The organism is Streptomyces triticisoli, assembly GCF_003270085.1.
Taxonomy (GTDB): Bacteria; Actinomycetota; Actinomycetes; order Streptomycetales; family Streptomycetaceae; genus Streptomyces; species Streptomyces triticisoli.
This window is the reverse complement of record NZ_QFDQ01000294.1, coordinates 1-16,802: the sequence shown is the minus strand read 5'-3', so window position 1 is coordinate 16,802 and position 16,802 is coordinate 1. Positions and strand designations below refer to the sequence as shown.

Genomic DNA, 16,802 nt, shown 5'->3' with positions numbered 1-16,802 from the left:
TAGCGCACGTGCGCCTCGATCGGGCGGACCTCGTAGCCCAGCTCGACGGCGTAGGCGACGGAGGGCGTGGCGTACCAGGCCGGACCCTCTGATGAGGATCCTTGAATTCGGCCAGAACTGCTCATCCTCCTCACTTGTTCCGGTTTTGGATCGTGTGGGAAGGCGAGGAGCAAGAGCATGTGCGAGGCCAGGGGTGGGGCAGTGCGGACGTCGCTGTTGGCGGCCTGGATGGGGTTCAGGGCGCGGGCGCCATCGAGCACCCGGTCCGACCGCGGTGTCGCCGCCGTTCGGCCGACGCGCTGAAGTGCGGCTCCACGGGTAGCCTGGGTGAGGACGTGCCCGTTCCGGCCGCCGTCAGCCGCCCACGTCCCAGCCCGCCCCACACGTCGCAGTGCCGGCGTGGCGCGGTAGCAGTCCGGCCGGGCACCGAGCCCCACGGGGGCCACGCCGCCGAGGACCGGTTCGAAAGGAACGCACCATGCCCTTCGCCACTGCCACGGACGGAACGCAGATCTACTTCAAGGACTGGGGATCGGGGCAGCCCGTCGTCTTCTCCCACGGCTGGCCGCTCGTCGCCGACGCCTGGGACCCGCAGCTGAAGCTGATGGCGGACAACGGCTTCCGGGCGATCGCCCACGACCGGCGCGGTGGCGGGCGCTCCGGCCAGCCCTGGGACGGGAACGACCTGGACACGTACGCCGACGACCTGGCCGCCGTCATCGAGACCCTCGACCTCCGGGACGTCATCCTGGTGGGCCACTCGACGGGCGGCGGCGAGGTGACACGCTACATCGGCCGGCACGGTACCGGCCGGGTCGCCAAGGCCGTCCTGCTCGGGGCGATTCCCCCGCTGATGCTCAAGACGGACGCGAACCCCGAGGGCCAGCCCATCGACGCCTTCGACGAGATCCGTGAAGGGGTCCTGAAAGACCGCTCGCAGTTCTACGAGGACCTCAGCGCCCCCTTCTTCGGGGCCAACCGCGACGGGGCGAACGTCACCCAGGGCACCCGTGACCAGTTCTGGCTCTGGTCGATGTCCGTGGGCATCAAGGGCGCCCACGACTGCGTCAAGGCGTTCTCCGAGACGGACCTCACCGAGGACCTGAAGAAGATCGACGTGCCGACGCTGATCGTGCACGGCGACGACGACCAGATCGTGCCGATCGTGGCCTCCGGCGAGAAGTCCTCCAAGCTGGTCAGGGACGCCGTCTACAAGGTCTACCAGGGCGCCCCGCACGGCCTGTCGATGGTCCCGGAGTTCGCCGAGCGGTTCAACGCCGATCTGCTGTACTTCACCCGCGGCTGACGCACGGGCACCGGGTCCCCGGTGCCGCGTCTCCGCCCCCCACCGGCGACGCAACGGCCGTTGGCTCGTCCTCCGCCGCCGCGCACCGACGTTCCGGTGGGCGGCCTCGCGGCCGGACAGACCATATTGCAACACCTCACCGCGGGACCGGAGTTGTGCGGCGCTGGGAGATGGGCCCGGATCAGAGGATCACTACGCCCGAGCACACCGGCGTTCGACCAAGCTCCGGGTGCCGAACACGCTGACGAGGTGACCAAAGACTTCTCATACAGCCGCGGAGAGGCAGAAGCCCTGATCGGAATCGCTGCCAGCCTCCTCTGCGCCGTCCCAGCCCCCGGCGTGTGACGCTCTCTGGCCAGGCAGCACCGCTGGCAGCCGCTTCTCGGGCGGCGCCGCCCGCAGGGACACCCGGCCCGACATCGCTGCCACTCTGCGCGAAGCTGCCCAGGACTTGGACAACGCGGGCGCGGCTGTGTCACAGATGACGCGGCGGCGCGCTGAGCGCCTCGGAGAGTGGCGCCGTCGGGGCTGACACGGGTCGCCGGTGCCCACCCCTCCTACGATGCGGCGCGGGCAGGGAGCGGCCAAGGTACGCGCGGTGGCATGCTGTGAATCCGCTTCCCGAACTTGTCGCGGACATCGAGCTGTCCGGCATCGGCCTTCCGCAGCAGCTCGCCTGCGTTCTTCAGCGCCATGACCACCTGGGTCCGCAGCCGCATGTGGTGGGGGAGCGCCAGGGGCACGAGGGCCTCGATGGCTGCCGAGTTGTTGCTCAGCTGGCGGTCCACCTGGTCGAACGCGATGCCGAGTTTGGCTGGCAGCGGGACATCCGACCGATGGAAGGAAGTCATCAGCAGCGCCAGCATGTCGGCTCACTGTCCATTCGTAACACACTGATATCGGAAGGAGCAGAGGTCATGAGCGAGATCATCGCGGGGGTAGAGATTCCTGAAACCACGGCGGTCGCCGAAGCCACCCGCCTCATGCAGGAGATGACCAGCCCCCTCATCTACCATCACTCCCGGCGCGTTTTCGTCTTCGGCGTCATTCATGCTCACAGGCTCGGCCTGGAGCCCGACCCGGAGCTTCTCTACCTGTCCGCCATGTTTCACGATACCGGCCTCTTGTCGCCGTTTTCCGACGTTGAGCAGCGCTTCGAGGTCGATGGAGCCGACCATGCACGTAAGTTCATGCTCGACCGCGGTTTCCCGGCTGCGGCCGCCGACGTGGTGTGGACGGCGATCGCGCTGCACACGACCCCGGGAATTCCCGGGCGGATGGGCCCGGAGATCGCCATCACGAATTTCGGGGTTCTGACCGACGTGCTCGGTTTGGGTCTGGACGAGCTGGATCGCGGCCAGGTGGACGAGATCACCGCCGTCCATCCGCGGGGTGACTTCAAGAACGAGTTTTTGCAGGCCTTCGTCGAGGGGCTCAAGGACCGTCCGGAGACCACGAACGGAACCGTGAATTCGGATGTGCTGGAGCACTTCATTCCCGGCTTCCAGCGCACAACCACGGTCGAGCGCATCATGGGCGCTCCCTGGCCGAGCTGATCAGAACGCTGCAAGAGACAACGTGATGAAACGTGTGGGTGGCCCTCGCGACGGGCGTCATCTCGGGCGAGGTGCGGCCTTCGCCGTGCCGGCCTGCGCCAATGTGGTGATGATGGCCACGGCACGCGCCCTCGCCGATCTACCCGCTGAACGGGGAGAGTTGGGGCCTGTCGGTCACGATGCTGACGGTGATCTTCGCGGTGTACGTCGTGGGTCTGCTCGGCGCCCTGCCCACGGTCGGATCGCTGAGCGATCAGCTGGGTCGCCGCCCGGTGTTGGTCGCCGTTCCCCTGGTGGCGGCGACCAGCACAGCGATCTTCTGGACGGCCGACGGCGTCGTCTCCCTCCTTACCGCCTGGATGGTGCAGGGCATCGCCACGGGGACGGCCACGGGCGGTCTTGCCGCCGGACTGGTCGAGGGCTCACCCAAGAGACCTCCACGCCGCGGCGGTGCTTGGTGCCGAAAACGAGGTACAGCGGCTGCCCCGTCTTCGGCACCACCTCGAACTGCAGGCGGTAGTCGAAGCCGACACGGTGCAGAGCCTTGCGGTAGCTGTCCAGCCAGGCGCGCCACATCTCCTCGCTGTCGCGTGCTGCGGCTCGTGCGTCCAGTACTGGCGGCCGCCGAATACGCCGTCGACGATGTCCTCGTTGAGCTCCTTGCGTCGGCTGAACCAGTTCGGCCCGAAGGTGACGATGACCTCGCTGGAGGGATTCGCAGCGATGCGGCCCATCACGGAAAAAGGTGTGTTGACGTTGCCCCAGATGTCGAAGACCCCGAGGATCGGCTGGCCCCAGGCGTTCAACTCGGTATGGAGCCGCTCGCTGTCGCGGCCCGCCTCCCCGCGCCGCACCTCCACCCGCACGGGCAGCTGGTCCAAGGGCCCGAAGTTCTCGTGCAGCTCGTTCACCAGGTGCTCGTAGGCGGCGCGGTCCTTCTCGATGAAGATCAGCTGTACTCGCTCTCGGGACAGCAGGGGCATTGCGTGTTCGTGGATTGGGCGGCATCGGGCGGTGATGTCCGCCGGTGTCCGGTGCGGGTGAGTCCGGATGCAGGTGCAGGCACGGTTTCGGTGATCATGTAGGTGTCGAGTCCGCATGACCACAACCGAAGACCGTGCCTGCGTCGTCATCTTCTCTCATGCCCCACGGGCTGGAGCAACTGGCCCGTACCACCTCTCCACAGCCGCTGCCCGATGCGGTCTGTCTGGCCCGTTTCCTGGCTGGTCTGCCGGATCCGCGTGGCCGCCGTGGCCGGCGTTTCCCGCTTGTGGCGATCGTGTCGGCCGCCGCGGCGAGTGTGCTGGCCGGTGCGAGATCCCTGACCGCCATTACCGAGTGGACCGCGGACGCGCCCCGCTGGGTCCTCATGGCCCTCGGCTTCAGCGTCGACCCGTTCAGCAGGGCGGTCACGGTGCCGCATCCCACCACGGTGATGCGGCTGCTCGACCGTCTCGACGGTGACGCCTTCGACGCCGCGATCTCCGCGTTCCTGCAGGCCAGAGGCGAACTCCTGCAGCAAGAGAAAAGATGTCGACGGGCCGTGGCAGTTGACGGGAAAGCTCTGCGTGGATCCCGCAGGGCGGGTGGGAAGGCGGTGTGGTTACTGGCCGCGATGGACCATGCCGGCACCGTGTTCGGGCAGCGGCAGATCGACGACAAGAGCAACGAGACCCCCGCCTTCATCCCGCTGCTGGCCGGCATCGACCTCAAGAACACGGTGATCACGGCGGATGCGGCCCACACCCAGCACGCGAACGGCACCTGGCTGCGCGAGCAGAACGCGCACTACATCGCCGTCGTGAAGGCCAACCACCCGGGTTTGCCGGCCAGGTTGAAGAAGCTGCCCTGGAGGGACATCCGTCTCGACCACTACGACAGGGCCAGAAGCCATCACCGCATCGAGATCCGCCGCCTCAAGGCCGCGGCTTTCCGTCACGGGTGCGGTTCCTTTGAAGGGATTGGCTGAGCTGGGAGAACGCTGATGGGGGCTGTGTTCGCGGCTGCTCGTCTCTACCGTGGTAGTGGAGGAGGGGAGGCGGATGGGCTCGCTGTTCGAGGAGTTGGAAGCGCGCGAGGCAGCCGCCCGGCTTCGGGTGGAGGAACTGAAAGCCGAGGTCGCCGAGCTGTCGGGGAAGCTGGAGTTGGCCCGGGAGAGGCTGGAGCGTCTCCGGATCGCGCGGGAGACGGTCGCCGAAGTGCTGACGGAGATGACGCCGGAGAAGCCGGCGGTCCTGGTCGATAGCGACCGGTCGACCGCGGGTGAGCCGGTGGCGTCGGTGTATGCGGGGGCCGAACGGCAGGTCATCGGGGTGCTGACGGTGCCGAACTGGCAGCCCGGGATGGGGGCGGAGGTCCTGCCGCGGGTGTATCGGGACATCGTGGAGGTGGTGGCGGACGCGCCGGAACCGGTCCGCGCCAAGCAGATCGTGCCGAGGATCGGGCTGCCCGCCGAGACGGGGAAGATCGAGGGCACCCGGTCGAAGCTGAAGCGGCTGGTGGAGCGCGGCTGGCTGGACGAGGATGTCCCCGGCCTGTTCACTTTGGCCCGCCGCCGGGGTGGCGTTTCGCCCAACTCCCGTTAACAGCAGGGCCCTTCCATGCCTACATTCGAAGGTGCGACCCAATCGATGCTGGACGGGAAGAGCCCTGGAGATGACACCGTACGACACGCATGCCACCGCTGACCCCTTTGCCGACTCCCTCAGCGCCTTCGAGACGCTGACCACCACGCTGTCGGGCAGCGATGCGAGCACATGGACCCACACTGAACTGGAGGAATACCTCGACGCGGCCGGGCGGGAGCTGCTTCGCCTGCTGCTGCAGGCCCACCTGGACCTGCGCGCGGCGCGGGAGGAGGAACAGGTCCGCGCCGGGGCCGGGCCGGTCGTGGTGGGGCCGGAGGGCCGGGTGCGGCCCTGGCGGGAGTCGGGACACTCGCGCCGGCTGGCCAGCGTGTTCGGGATGGTCCGGGTTACCCGGGTCGCCCACCGGGGCCGGGGTGTGGGCAATGTCCATCCCGCCGACTAGGCGTTGTCGCTGCCGGCGGGCCGGCACTCGACGGGCTTACGGCGGCTCGCGGTGACCGAAGCCGTCCGCGGCTCGTTCGACCAGGCTCACGACGCGGTGACACGCCGCTGCGGGAACGTGCTCGGCAAGCGCAGGCTGGAGGAGCTCGTGGTCGCCGCCGCGGTCGACGTCGACGGCTTCTACCGGACCATGATCCCGGTCCCGTGCAGCCGCGAAATGCCGCTGGTGGTCCAGGCGGACGGCAAGGGCGTGGTCATGCGGCCCGAGGCTCTGCGCGAGGCCACTCGCCGGGCCGCCGCCAGGACAGCTGGTGGGCATCGCGGTCGGCTCGTGCCGGGCGAGAAGCCGAACCGGAAGCGGATGGCGACCGTGGCCTGCGTCTTCGACACCCGTCCGGCGCCCAGGCGCCCGCACGATGTGATCCACCCGTCCGGCGGCCGAAGCGGCGAGCGTCCCGCCCGTCCGGGGCCGAGGTCGGAGAACAAGTGGTGCACCGCCTCCCTGGTCCGCCCGCCCGAGCAGGTCATCGCCGACGCCTTCGACCAGGCCGAGGCCCGCGACCCGAAGCACCTGCGGCCGTGGGTCGTCCTGGTCGACGGCGCCCGCCACCAGCTCGACCTGATCGCAGCAGAGACCGGCCGACGTGGCGTCACGGTCCACGTGCTGCTGGACTTCGTGCACGTCGCCGAGTACGTCTGGGCCGCCGCCCACGCCTTTCATAAACCGGGCACCGCCGAGGCCGAGGCCTGGGCGGCCGACCATCTGACCGCGATCCTCGCAGGCCACGCCGCCCGCGCCGCCCAGGACATGACCGCCCAGGCCGAGTGGGAACACCTGTCGGCAGCCCGGCGCCAGGCCGTCGACGCCTGCGAGCGCTACCTGACCGGCCACCTTGACCAGCTTCACTACGACACCGCGCTCAACAACGGGTGGCCGATTGCCACCGGAGCGGTCGAGGGCGCCTGCCGCCACCTGATCGCCGACCGCCTCGACATCACCGGCGCCCGCTGGGCCCTGCCCGGAGCCGAAGCCGTCCTGCGACTGCGTGCTGTCGTCTCCAACGGCGACCTCGACCCCTACTGGCGCTACCACGCCGCCCGCGAGCACGAGCGTCTCTATCCCACCCCCGACCAGCAGGGCTTCACTCTCACCGCTTGATCACGGGCCTGCTTGCGGACAGACTGCGACCCATGAGGCTCACAGGCGTGCCCGTCGGCGCACAGACCACCCGCGTCGAAGCGGCCCCCTCCTTGCAGGGGCAGGCACACCGGTGAGCACCAACCTGCCCTACTTCCGCTACCACCCCGAACCCGTCGCCAGCGGATCCATCTGCGAGAGCGCCGAGACCTGCGCCCGCTGCGAGCGCGCCACGGGCTGGATCTACACCGCGACCTTCTACACGGCCCAGGACGTCAGCGGGCGATTCTGCCCCTGGTGCATCGCCGATGGCAGCGCCGCCGAACGATTCGAAGGTGAGTTCACCGATTCGTACGGACTCGACGGCGTCAGCGCGGAGATCCTGGAGCAGGTCACCCGCCGCACCCCCGGCTTCCACGCCTGGCAGGATCCGCACTGGCTCGTCCACTGCAACGACGCCGCCGCCTTCATGGGCGAGGTCGGATACGCCGAACTGGCTGCCCACCCTGAGGCGCTTGACCAGTTTCGAGCAGACCTTCGGATGGGCGGCTGGCACGACGCATCCCGGCTCGAGAACTTCCTGACCCACCTCGGGCAGGGTGCAAGCGCGATGCTCTTCCGCTGCACCACCTGCGGCACCCACCCCGCCTACGCCGACGCTTCATAGCCACGGCCCAGCCCACATGCACTTCCCTTCAAAGGATCCGCACCCAACAAAGAATTGGTCATCCCCTGATAGTCCACCAACAGCCGTATTTCCACACCGAATTACCGCAGCGGCCAGGATTCACCGTCGGCCTCCTTGCGAGCCCCGACCGGGAGCGGTCAGATCGCGGGCTGCGGCGTCCTTCACCCGCCTCGCCCACTGCTCTCCCCGCCGTAGGGGCTCGTACGGCTGCGGGGAACGTACGCGCCGGAAAGCCGCCAGGGCGCTTCGGGGCACAGCGACTCGGCTACCCAGCCGCGATGGTTTGCTCGGCCTCTTCCGGCGCTGTGATGGCCGCCAGGTACTCGTCCTTCTTCTTGGCGTCGATCCGCTCGATTCGGTACTTCTCCGGCATCTTGTCGGCCCCCAGACCCCAGGCCAGTGCCCGGGCTCGCATGCCGTTGTCGCCCGTGAGCACGGTGAGGCTCAGTGCAGTAGCGCGTTACTGGGACTGCGGGCGCCATTCGAAGAGCAGGATGGTCGCGTCGTCCCGCAGCTGGTTGCGCTGGTAGTCGAGGATGGCGTGGATGAGCAGCCGCAGCACCTCGGCCGGGCGCTGGCCGGCGGCGTTGGAGCGGATGATGAAGTCGGTGAACCGGTCGAGGCCGAACTCCGCGCCGTTCGCGTCGCGAGCCTCCACGACACCGTCGGTGTAGAGCAGGACGCAGTCGCCCGGTTCCAGTTTCGTCTCGTGGACCTGCCGGGTTGCCGGGGCGAGTGGGCCGGTCAGGCCGATCGGGGGCTGCGGGGGGCTGTCCAGCGCCCCGGCGAGCACCCGCTCGGCACGGATCAGCAGTGGCGGGGGATGACCACAGTTGACCCAGCGCAGCACCCCGGTCTCCGCGTGGAGCCGGCACAGCACGCCGGTGCAGAAGTGGTCGGGCAGCCACTGGGCGAGCGCCTTGTCGACGCAGCCGACGACGTCGGCCAGGTCGTCGCCGCCGCGGCGGGCGTTCCGTGCCGCGGCCATGGCGACCGACGTGGTCAGGCCGGCGGTCAGATCGTGACCCATGGCGTCGAGGATCATGGTGTGCAGTTCGTTCTTGATCACCGAGTGGTCGAAGGCGTCGCCGGCGATGTCGTACGCCGGTTCCAGGACCGCGGTCGAGACGCACCTGCTGCTGCCGATGGTGCGCGGCGGCAGGAAGGCGCGCAGCATCTCAGCGGGCAACCGCATGGTCGCGGTGCGGGTGCGGGCGGCGAGCCAGTCGCTATAGGCGCGCTTGGAGGAGATCAGCATGGCGAACAGATGGGCCAGCATCCGGCTGCGACGTATCCGCACCCCGTCGAGCGAGGCGGTCCGCACCGCCAGCACGCCCAGCCGCTCCGCACCATCGACCAGCGGCACCCAGACGATCAAGCCGTCATCGGCCTCGACCACCCGCGGGGAGACCGTGCGATACGCCCAGCCGGCCGACGAGCCCTCCACCGGCAGCGGCTCCAGGGCTTCGTCGAGTGGAATGAGCAGCCGTTGTTGCAGGTCGGCGAGGTAGATCAGCGCGGTGCCCAGGCCGAGCGCCGAGGCGCACTGGTTGGCCAGGGCGGGCAGTTCGACCGGCAGGGCCGTCTGCGCCTCGGTGATCAGCTGTTCCAGCCGATTCTCCTCCATGACGGGGTCGGGATCGGCGGGCGCGTGTGGTGGGTCCGACACGAGGATCACCCCTTCCCTGCCCAGTCTCGCCCCGATCCCGTCCTCTCTCACGTGGGAGACGGGGCTGCAGAGCCTGCCGTACCTGTCGTCGTACGTTCAGGTCCGGCCAGGCGTCGCGGCTGTCACGCTGGTGTGCCTGAACATCAGGCCGGCGAGCTGCGTACGTGCTGCCCAGAGTTTCGCTCACCACGGTCCCCGCTCGCGGTCCTGCTGGCTGGCGGGAACCGCAGCGACGCTACCCAGCTGCTGCCGCGCCGATCTGGTGCTCAGCCGGTGGGTCGCTTCGGCGGCGTCGGTCGGCGGGATGGGCGCCGAGTGGTCTGCTCATTTGGCGTGGCGGCCAGGAGCAGCTCGCCCGACCGCTGAGGCCGCCCGCCGGACGGCGGCCCAGCCCGGCGGCCGCCAGGCGGGCTGGGCGCCGGGACGATGGCGGGGAACCCGTACCCGCAGCGTCCGGGGACTGATCCGGCACCGGACGGGAGTCGGCAGGGTGACGGCTTCGCCGTCCAGCCCGGCGGGGACGACCGGGACGTCGGCGTGGACGACGACCTCGTCGGATGTGGCGAGATGGGTCAGGCCGTGCGTCTGCCCGCTGCGCAGCCGGGCGGCCGTCTCGGCGGGTGTCTCTGCCCTGGCGGCAAGGACTCCCAGGAGCCCGGAGTCCAGCCGCGCACGCCTGTCGAGCCCGGCCGGGTCGTCGACCTGGTAGGGGTTGTTGCTCACCAGCACGGCATCCGGCCCCTCCACGGTGAGCAGCCCGGCGCGCACCACCAGATGCGGACCCTGGTGGCGGGCCAGGAACTCCGGGAGGATCCGCACCGCCGTGCCGATCTTGTCCTCCCGGTAGGCCGGGTCCTGCACCAGGGCGGCGTACGCGCCGAACGACACGTTGTTGACGAACACCCGCTCGCCGGCGAACCCGAGGTCCACGCGCAGTTCGACGCCGTCCGTGAGGGCCTCCAGCGCGGCCGAGGGGTCCGCACGGTCCAGGCCGAGGTCCATCGCGAAGTGGTTGCGGGTACCGGCCGGAATGACCACGAAAGAGACACCGCTCTTTGCGGCCACCCCGGCGACCAGTGCCTGCGTGCCGTCCCCGCCGGCCACCCCCAGCAGATCCGCACCGTCCTCCACCGCGCGTCGCGCGACCGCCGCCAGGTCCTGCGGCCGGGAGGGATCGACCAGGAACACCTGAGCCCCCAGCGCACGAGCCTTTTCCGCGATCCGGAACCGGCTCGCCTTCCCTCCGCCCGAACGCGGATTGACGATCAGATACGGCCGCCGCACAGCGGCCACCGGCCGGGACGTCTTATCCGTCATGGCAAGATCCGACAGGCCGCATTCATCAGTCCGGCCCACGCCACAGGTGGCAGCAGAGCTGCCGCCACCGCGACCGCTGCTGACTGCCCCGACCGCCACCGGCCCGGACTAGCGATCACCCTGGCAGCCACCGCCTCCATGACAATCCCTTCGACAATCACGCCTACCGCACCCCTTTTCCGCAGCAGCGCGAGCAGGGCGCCCAGGAGGCCAGTGCGATCCGGCCCTGACCCGCCGCGGCTCTGATGGCTGCCGCTGCGAAGACTGCCGCCGTGGTGGTCACTTTGATGCAGCGATTGTCCGAGATCGCCCCGGCCAGTGCGTGGGGCGCGCCGCGTAGCGCCAGATCGCCACCACGGCGGCGCCAACTGTGCAAAGCCGTCGCTCGCTGCGTCCGGTCGATCCGGCTCCGCCGATCAGTGCTGGGGGTGCGGACGTGCGTGGAACAGAGGCGCCGCTGGGTGGCCGTGCTCGGAGCGAGGTGGCCGATCTCGACGCGTGTCCTGATGGCGCGGACCACTTCGGTCAGGCCCAGAACCATGGCCATGACGCCCACGACCAGGGTGAGTGTCGCGATGGAGGCGAACGGCATGATGATCATCACGATGCCCTCGCTGCGCTTGTGGCGGCCGGATTCCATGGGGCGGTCATTCGGGGTCGTCGGACCGGTCGGCGGTCTCGGGGCTGCTGTCTGCCCGCATCGCCAGCCCCAGCCGCCGACCGCCGCGGTGAGCCCAGAGGTCACCGAGGACGACTTGGATGATGCCGGTGACGGGAATCGCCAGCAGGGCACCAAGGATCCCGGCGACTTCGGCGGCGATCAGGATGGCCAGCAGCACGGTGAGGGGGTTGAGCTTCACCGTCCGAGACAGGACGACCGGTTGCAGGAGGTGGTTCTCGGCCTGCTGATAGACGATGAAGAAGACGATGGCTCCGATGCCGGCCGGCAGGGAGTGGACGAACGCTGCTGTGGAGGCGACGACGGCCCCTATGGTGGCCCCCACCAGGGGAATGAGGTCGGTCAGGGCGACGAAGAGGGCCAGCAGGCCGGCGAACGGCACTCCGGAAACCAGCAGCACGACGTAGGTCAGGAGCCCGCAGATGACGCTGATCAGCAAGTTTCCGGTCAGGTAGCCGTTGACGGTACGGGCGCACGCGGCTCCGACCCGGCGGATGCGGGCCGCGGGCGCCTCGTCCACGAGGGCCAGGGACCGATCTATGGCCTTGGGGCCCTCCAGCACCATCAGATAGGCCAGGACGAAAATGGTGAGAGCGCCTGCCGCGGTGGCCGCGACACTGCGGACGAACTTCAAGGCGGGCGTGCTCAGTCCGGTGGCGAACGCGCGGATCTGCGCCTGATGCCGCTGGACATACTGCAGAGCGTGCGTCCGCTCCAGCAGGTTGCCGACCGGCCCGCGGCCGGCCCGGGCTTCCCTGATCATCGCGGGCAGACGATCGGCGAGCCGGCTTCCCTCCTGAGCCAGGGGGATGACGAACAGGGCGACCACCGCGCCGACGGCCGCGGCCGCGGCCAAGAAGACCAGCAAGGTGGCCACCGACCGTCGGCACCGCGGCACCCGTCGCTGCAGCGCCTCGACCGCCGGATGAAGGGAGACGGCCAGGAACAACGCGATGACCGCCCAGATCAAGACCCGGCGGGCCTGCACCACCAGCTCGAGTACGACGTAGGTGGCGAGCACCAGACCGATGGTGGCGAGGATGGTTCGCACCGGAACCGGACGCGCCGCCATGGGCACTGGGTGCCCAGCCCCGGTCACGGGAAACGAGGAGAGCTCCTCGCCCGGTGAGCCGTGGTTTCCCTGCGCTGTCGCACTCGCGCTCTGACACAGGCTGCGGCAAGTCGCCGCCGGCCGCCGGGGGAGGAGGCGGACACAACCGGCGGATGCCTCGGCCGTCCCCCATGGATCGCCGCCGAGGCGGCCATCTCCGGTTACGGCGGCGCCGGCACCAATCGCTGGGCCGCCGGTCACGTCCTGGGCATTGACCGCCTTGATCGGCCGGCGCCGGAGAAGGCCCCAGCCGGCTCTCATCTGTACGCCGTCCGACCCCGGCGCAGGCAGGTTGGGAAGACGGCGTCGACCCGGCGGTGGTGGAGGCGTTGCGGGGACCGGTTCAGGGCGCGGTGGACCTTGACGGCGGTGGCGGGTCGACCACGTACGTCCCAGGTGCGGAATGCCCAAGCCGAGCTGCAAGCTGGTGCCGTAGGCCATAACTGTCGAAGGAAGTGTCATGGTGGCGGTGGCCGCAGGTGCGATCGCCGGACTGTCGACCCGGTGGGGGACGGCGCCGTCAGCTGCGGGCGTGATCGCGGCAGTCCTGCTGTCGCCAGTGATGTGAACTGGGCTGATGCATGCAGCTTGTCGGTACGTGCCGTGACCGAGAACGCGTCGCGACCGGCGACCGGTGACCCTATCTGATCGTGAATCCGCGAACGTGAAGGTCCGCTCGCCGGCCGACGGCCCGCGGAGGTTGCGCGATGTCGCCGCTCGCCGTGCCTGGCCGATCAGTGCTGGGGGTGCGGACGGCCGTGGAACAGGGGGCGCCGCTGGGCGGTTGTGCCCGGTGCGAGACGGCCGATCTCGACGCGTGTCCTGATGGCGCGGACCACCTCGGTCAGGCCCAGAACGATGGCCATGACGCCCACCACCAGGGTGAGTGCCGCGATCGAGGCGAACGGCATGATGATCATCACGATGCCGGCCATAGCCCCGATGATGCCGAAGGCCACGTGCCAGCCGCGCGCCGGCATGGCCGGGGCGGAGGCCGCCGCGGCCGTCTCCAGGGTGCCGCGCAGCAGCCAGCTGAAGCCGATCCACAGGGCGAGCAGCAGGATCGACTGCAGGGTGCCCCGGAAGCAGATCAGCCCCAGCAGGATGGAGGCCGCGCCGGTGATGAAGTGCAGGACCCGAAGATGCCCGGGGACGTGGGCGCCGAAGGCGGCGGCCAGCTGGAAGACACCGGTGACCAGCAGGTAGATGCCGAAAAGGATGCCGACGACGCGGAGCGTCGCGCCCGGCCAGACCAGGGCGACGACGCCCAGGGCGATGGTGGCCAGGCCCATGGTGAGCAGGATCTGCCAGCCCATGTTCGCCAGGGCGGCCATGCCTTCGGCCAGGGGCGTCTCCTGCGTTTGCGGTGTCTCTCGCGTTCGCGGCTCGGTGCCGCGCGGGGGAACGGGACCGGGGGAATCGGAAGGAGATGTCATAACACCTGCCTCCTTCTGGGAGCAGCGTGGGCACGCCCGTACGTCTCCATCGTCATCCGATCAGCCTCATGTTGCTCGGTGAAGAGGGCCGGGAGTCCGTGGCGCATGAGGTATTCCACGGGTAGGCTCCTCCGGCCTGCTCACCGGCGCGTGCCCCGATTGTTACGCTCCGTTCTGTGGGAGCCCGGGGTGCGATTTCCCCGGGCCGCCCGACGCCAGCGGCCGTAGGAGATGCCGTAATACCCCGTTCAGGTTGACACGTCGGTACTCATGCATGGGGGGTGATGACGGCGCGTCCTTGGATCTTGCCGTCATGCAGGAGCTGGTAGGCATCGTTGGCGTCTTGCAAGGGGAAGTGCTCGACCAGCATCTTAATCTTTTCCTGCTGGGCAAGGGTGATCACTTCCATCAGTTCGGTGAGGGAGCCCCAGTAGGGCGAGGCGACCGAGCACTCGTGCGGCGGGCTGGAGAAGTTCACGGGCAGGGCTCCGCCACCGAGGCCGACGACGGTCAGGTGGCCGAGCATCCTGGCCACCTGAGCGGCCATCCGCAGCGTCGGGTCTGTGCCGACCATGTCCAGCACGAGCTGAGCGCCCTGCTGCGCCGTCATGTCCCTGATACACGCGATCGTCTCGTCGCCCGAGAGCAGTGCCTCGTCGGCGCCCAGACGCTTGGCGGTTTCCCGCCCAGGTTCAACCAGTCGTTGCAACACCCCTGATCAGATAGGTGTGTTGTGGGACGACCAGCGGGTTGGATGGCGGAGTTGACGGGGCGGTCGCCCATGAAGTCGCCGGGACGGCCATCGACTCGGCGGGAGGTCGAGAGACTGTTCTGGCGAGAGATCGCCAAGGGACTGACCAGTGAGGATGCGGCCGTCGCCGTCGGGGCGGCGCCGGCGGTGGGCACCCGGTGGTTCCGGCATGCTGGCGGGATGCCTCAGATCGGTCTTGCTGTCTCGGGCCGCTATCTCTCGTTCGCCGAACGCGAGGAGATCGCCCTGTTGCGCGTGCAGGGCGCCGGAGTACGGGAGATAGCCCTGCAGTTGGCCGGGCACCCTCGACGATCTCCCGGGAGCTGCGGCGCAACGCGGCCACACGTGGGGGCCGGCTCGAGTACCGGGCCTCGGTAGCGCAGTGGAAGGCCGACCTGGTGGCCCGGCGGCCCAAGGAGGCGAAGCTGGCCGGGAACGAGCGGCTGCGGGAGTATGTCCAGGACCGCTTGCTGGGCGTGATCCGAGCCCCGGACGGCACGGTGCTTCCCGGCCCGCAGGTTCCTGAATGGAAGGGGCGCAACAAGCCGCACCGCAAGGACCGCCGGTGGGCGAACGCCTGGAGCCCGGAGCAGATCGCGGCCCGCCTGAAGATCGACTTTCCTGAGGACGAATCCATGCGCATCAGCCACGAGGCGATCTACCAGTCGCTCTACGTCGAGAGCCGCGGTGGCCTCAAGCGCGAGCTCGTGGCCTGCCTGCGCACCGGCCGCGCCCTGCGCGTCCCACGGGCCAGATCCCGCAACAAGCCAGGCGGCCACGTCACGAAGGACGTGGTGATCAGCCAGCGGCCCGCCGAAGCGGCCGACCGCGCCGTGCCGGGACACTGGGAAGGAGACCTGATCATCGGGCTGAATCGGTCGGCGATCGGCACGCCCGTGGAACGAACGACCCGCTACACCATGCTCGTTCACCTGCCACGAGCCGAGGGCTACGGCACCATCCCACCGACCAAGAACAGACCCGCACTGGGCGGCTACGACGCCGCGGCCGAAAGCTTTTTCGGACTGCTGAAAGCGGAGATCGGAACCACCGTCTGGGAGTCCCACGAAGCGGCCCGCGCTGACGTCTTCCGCTTCATCGAGGTCGAGTACAACCGCACCCGGCTGCGTAAGCACCCCGTGTACGGCTACGTCACGCCGCTCGAGACCAGGGCCCTGACGGCCCACGACCTTACCCCCGCAGCGTAACCATCCGCTGTCCAGGTTCAGGGTGGAACTTCAGTTCGCTACGAAGCAACCGTCCTGGTGGCAGCCATCAACGAGTGGCTGTGACCAGGGCTTTCAGGGTCTTCTCTCATAGGGACCGCCCCGGAAGTACGTGCTCCCATACGATCGGGGACGGTCACCGCGCTCATGCGCGGCGTCGGAGCGGTCGGCAGGCGCCGACCGTTTGACCAGCGCTCGCAGCGTCTCCAGACCGGCCAGGACTTCAGAGCGGTTGTCCGACCTCTTCATCCACGGTGGCAGCCGCGCAAACATTGCCATCGTCGGCCGCGCCCCGCCACGCTCACGCAACTGGGCGCCGACGTAGGCGGACAGTTCGTTGACGTGTGCCTCGTTGTAGGCCCACAGGATCTGGCCGGCGCAACGGGTCTGCAACCATAGTGGCCGCCGGAAGAACGGATCCTCACTACCGCCCAGTACTGCGCCGGCCAGCCCAGCGCCCCGCACCTCGGGTTCCCAATCGGCGACGGCACCGCACCCTCCGCAAGCCAGACGGCGTGGCTGGAACAAGAGCTCACTGAAGTACCTGGGTGCGGGAAGACCAGGCCGGGGAACCACGAGCGCACAGCCTCCGCATCGCGGGCAGACCACAAGCATGCGGTCAGCGAACCGCGCCAACGAGCTCCCTGGGTCGTAGTGGCGGGCAGGCTCGGCCCCCGACTCAGAATCCATAGCGGACACCCTCGCAGGCTCGCGATGCTGCTCGCGACCGGGTTCTCGAACGCAACCCACAGCACGTCGGCGGCGCTGAGCGCACTGATTTCCAACAACCCACGAGCCGCTTTCGCAACACGGCCTAGAAGATCACTGAAGATCTTGCCTGGTCACTGTGGTTTTCGGGGTGGGGATCGCTCCCTGTGGTCAGGGGGTGGCGGGGA

The 16,802-nt window shown here is 69.1% G+C and carries 14 protein-coding genes and 3 pseudogenes; 8 read left to right on the top strand and 9 right to left on the bottom strand.

Annotation, left to right across the window (positions count from 1 at the left end; all coding sequences use genetic code 11):
* Positions 1–478 precede the first annotated feature (478 nt).
* Positions 479–1,306 carry an alpha/beta fold hydrolase gene (locus DEP02_RS32720; RefSeq protein WP_112471294.1) on the top strand — a complete coding sequence of 276 codons (828 nt, stop codon included), beginning with the start codon at positions 479–481 and terminating at the stop codon, positions 1,304–1,306.
* Positions 1,307–1,863: 557 nt separating this feature from the next.
* On the opposite strand, the gene DEP02_RS32715 is transcribed toward DEP02_RS32720, so the two are convergent.
* Positions 1,864–2,172: a hypothetical protein gene (locus DEP02_RS32715; RefSeq protein ID WP_112471293.1), complete on the bottom strand. Its 309-nt coding sequence runs from the start codon at positions 2,170–2,172 to the stop codon at positions 1,864–1,866.
* Between the two features lie 51 nt (positions 2,173–2,223).
* Between DEP02_RS32715 and DEP02_RS32710 the strand changes: the two genes are divergently transcribed.
* Together DEP02_RS32710 and DEP02_RS35725 are read left to right on the top strand one after the other, a co-directional pair.
* Positions 2,224–2,862, top strand: coding sequence for an HD domain-containing protein (locus tag DEP02_RS32710; protein ID WP_112471292.1), 639 nt, complete (start codon positions 2,224–2,226; stop codon positions 2,860–2,862).
* Between the two features lie 179 nt (positions 2,863–3,041).
* A pseudogene (locus tag DEP02_RS35725) lies at positions 3,042–3,233 on the top strand (MFS transporter); the annotation flags it as partial.
* 51 nt (positions 3,234–3,284) lie between these two features.
* Here DEP02_RS35725 and tcmP read toward each other — a convergent pair.
* Positions 3,285–3,845 carry a three-Cys-motif partner protein TcmP gene (gene tcmP / locus DEP02_RS32700; protein ID WP_157977599.1) on the bottom strand — a complete coding sequence of 187 codons (561 nt, stop codon included), beginning with the start codon at positions 3,843–3,845 and terminating at the stop codon, positions 3,285–3,287.
* Positions 3,846–4,003: 158 nt separating this feature from the next.
* On the opposite strand from tcmP, the gene DEP02_RS32695 reads away from it, so the two are divergent.
* The 4 genes and pseudogenes from DEP02_RS32695 (at position 4,004) to DEP02_RS32680 (ending at position 7,696) form a co-directional block, all read left to right on the top strand.
* Positions 4,004–4,831, top strand: coding sequence for an ISAs1 family transposase (locus tag DEP02_RS32695; RefSeq protein WP_112471291.1), 828 nt, complete (start codon positions 4,004–4,006; stop codon positions 4,829–4,831).
* 73 nt (positions 4,832–4,904) lie between these two features.
* Entirely contained in the window at positions 4,905–5,447 is a 543-nt protein-coding gene (locus DEP02_RS32690) for a hypothetical protein (protein ID WP_112471290.1), read from the top strand.
* Between the two features lie 70 nt (positions 5,448–5,517).
* Positions 5,518–7,050 (top strand): annotated as a pseudogene (locus DEP02_RS32685) (ISKra4 family transposase).
* A gap of 112 nt (positions 7,051–7,162) precedes the next feature.
* Positions 7,163–7,696 (top strand): CbrC family protein, encoded by a 534-nt coding sequence (locus DEP02_RS32680; protein WP_112471289.1) that lies wholly within the window; start codon positions 7,163–7,165, stop codon positions 7,694–7,696.
* Between the two features lie 286 nt (positions 7,697–7,982).
* Here DEP02_RS32680 and DEP02_RS33790 read toward each other — a convergent pair whose 3' ends face one another.
* The 7 genes from DEP02_RS33790 to DEP02_RS32650 all read right to left on the bottom strand — a co-directional run bounded on the left by DEP02_RS33790 (position 7,983) and on the right by DEP02_RS32650 (position 14,641).
* Positions 7,983–8,153, bottom strand: coding sequence for a hypothetical protein (locus DEP02_RS33790; protein WP_157977598.1), 171 nt, complete (start codon positions 8,151–8,153; stop codon positions 7,983–7,985).
* A gap of 24 nt (positions 8,154–8,177) precedes the next feature.
* Positions 8,178–9,344, bottom strand: coding sequence for a PP2C family protein-serine/threonine phosphatase (locus DEP02_RS32675; RefSeq protein ID WP_112471295.1), 1,167 nt, complete (start codon positions 9,342–9,344; stop codon positions 8,178–8,180).
* A gap of 366 nt (positions 9,345–9,710) precedes the next feature.
* Complete coding sequence (locus DEP02_RS32670; RefSeq protein WP_112471288.1) at positions 9,711–10,703, bottom strand: diacylglycerol/lipid kinase family protein; 993 nt, start codon at positions 10,701–10,703, stop codon at positions 9,711–9,713.
* Between the two features lie 163 nt (positions 10,704–10,866).
* The gene (locus tag DEP02_RS35970) at positions 10,867–11,343 is read right to left on the bottom strand and encodes a DUF308 domain-containing protein (RefSeq protein ID WP_438947819.1); all 477 of its coding nucleotides are present in this window, start codon (positions 11,341–11,343) and stop codon (positions 10,867–10,869) included.
* A 7-nt stretch (positions 11,344–11,350) separates the two neighbouring features.
* A complete protein-coding gene (locus DEP02_RS32660) occupies positions 11,351–12,454 on the bottom strand; it encodes an AI-2E family transporter (protein WP_112471287.1) in 1,104 nt (367 codons plus the stop codon).
* Positions 12,455–13,227: 773 nt separating this feature from the next.
* Positions 13,228–13,929, bottom strand: coding sequence for an HdeD family acid-resistance protein (locus DEP02_RS32655; RefSeq protein ID WP_112471286.1), 702 nt, complete (start codon positions 13,927–13,929; stop codon positions 13,228–13,230).
* Positions 13,930–14,197: 268 nt separating this feature from the next.
* Entirely contained in the window at positions 14,198–14,641 is a 444-nt protein-coding gene (locus DEP02_RS32650) for a zinc-binding dehydrogenase (RefSeq protein ID WP_112471285.1), read from the bottom strand.
* A gap of 42 nt (positions 14,642–14,683) precedes the next feature.
* On the opposite strand from DEP02_RS32650, the pseudogene DEP02_RS32645 reads away from it, so the two are divergent.
* Positions 14,684–15,888, top strand: a pseudogene (locus DEP02_RS32645) (IS30 family transposase).
* The last annotated feature ends 914 nt before the right edge of the window (positions 15,889–16,802 follow it).

What these genes read in the sequence shown, in the direction of transcription:
- DEP02_RS32660 (WP_112471287.1), bottom strand. Translation starts at nt 12,454, where the DNA reads ATGGCGGCGCGTCCGGTTCCGGTGCGAACCATCCTCGCCACCATCGGT.
- DEP02_RS32695 (WP_112471291.1), top strand. Translation starts at nt 4,004, where the DNA reads ATGCCCCACGGGCTGGAGCAACTGGCCCGTACCACCTCTCCACAGCCG.
- DEP02_RS32655 (WP_112471286.1), bottom strand. Translation starts at nt 13,929, where the DNA reads ATGACATCTCCTTCCGATTCCCCCGGTCCCGTTCCCCCGCGCGGCACC.
- DEP02_RS32710 (WP_112471292.1), top strand. Translation starts at nt 2,224, where the DNA reads ATGAGCGAGATCATCGCGGGGGTAGAGATTCCTGAAACCACGGCGGTC.
- DEP02_RS32715 (WP_112471293.1), bottom strand. Translation starts at nt 2,172, where the DNA reads ATGCTGGCGCTGCTGATGACTTCCTTCCATCGGTCGGATGTCCCGCTG.
- DEP02_RS32690 (WP_112471290.1), top strand. Translation starts at nt 4,905, where the DNA reads ATGGGCTCGCTGTTCGAGGAGTTGGAAGCGCGCGAGGCAGCCGCCCGG.
- DEP02_RS32670 (WP_112471288.1), bottom strand. Translation starts at nt 10,703, where the DNA reads ATGACGGATAAGACGTCCCGGCCGGTGGCCGCTGTGCGGCGGCCGTAT.
- DEP02_RS32675 (WP_112471295.1), bottom strand. Translation starts at nt 9,344, where the DNA reads ATGGAGGAGAATCGGCTGGAACAGCTGATCACCGAGGCGCAGACGGCC.
- DEP02_RS35970 (WP_438947819.1), bottom strand. Translation starts at nt 11,343, where the DNA reads ATGGAATCCGGCCGCCACAAGCGCAGCGAGGGCATCGTGATGATCATC.
- DEP02_RS32720 (WP_112471294.1), top strand. Translation starts at nt 479, where the DNA reads ATGCCCTTCGCCACTGCCACGGACGGAACGCAGATCTACTTCAAGGAC.
- tcmP (WP_157977599.1), bottom strand. Translation starts at nt 3,845, where the DNA reads ATGCCCCTGCTGTCCCGAGAGCGAGTACAGCTGATCTTCATCGAGAAG.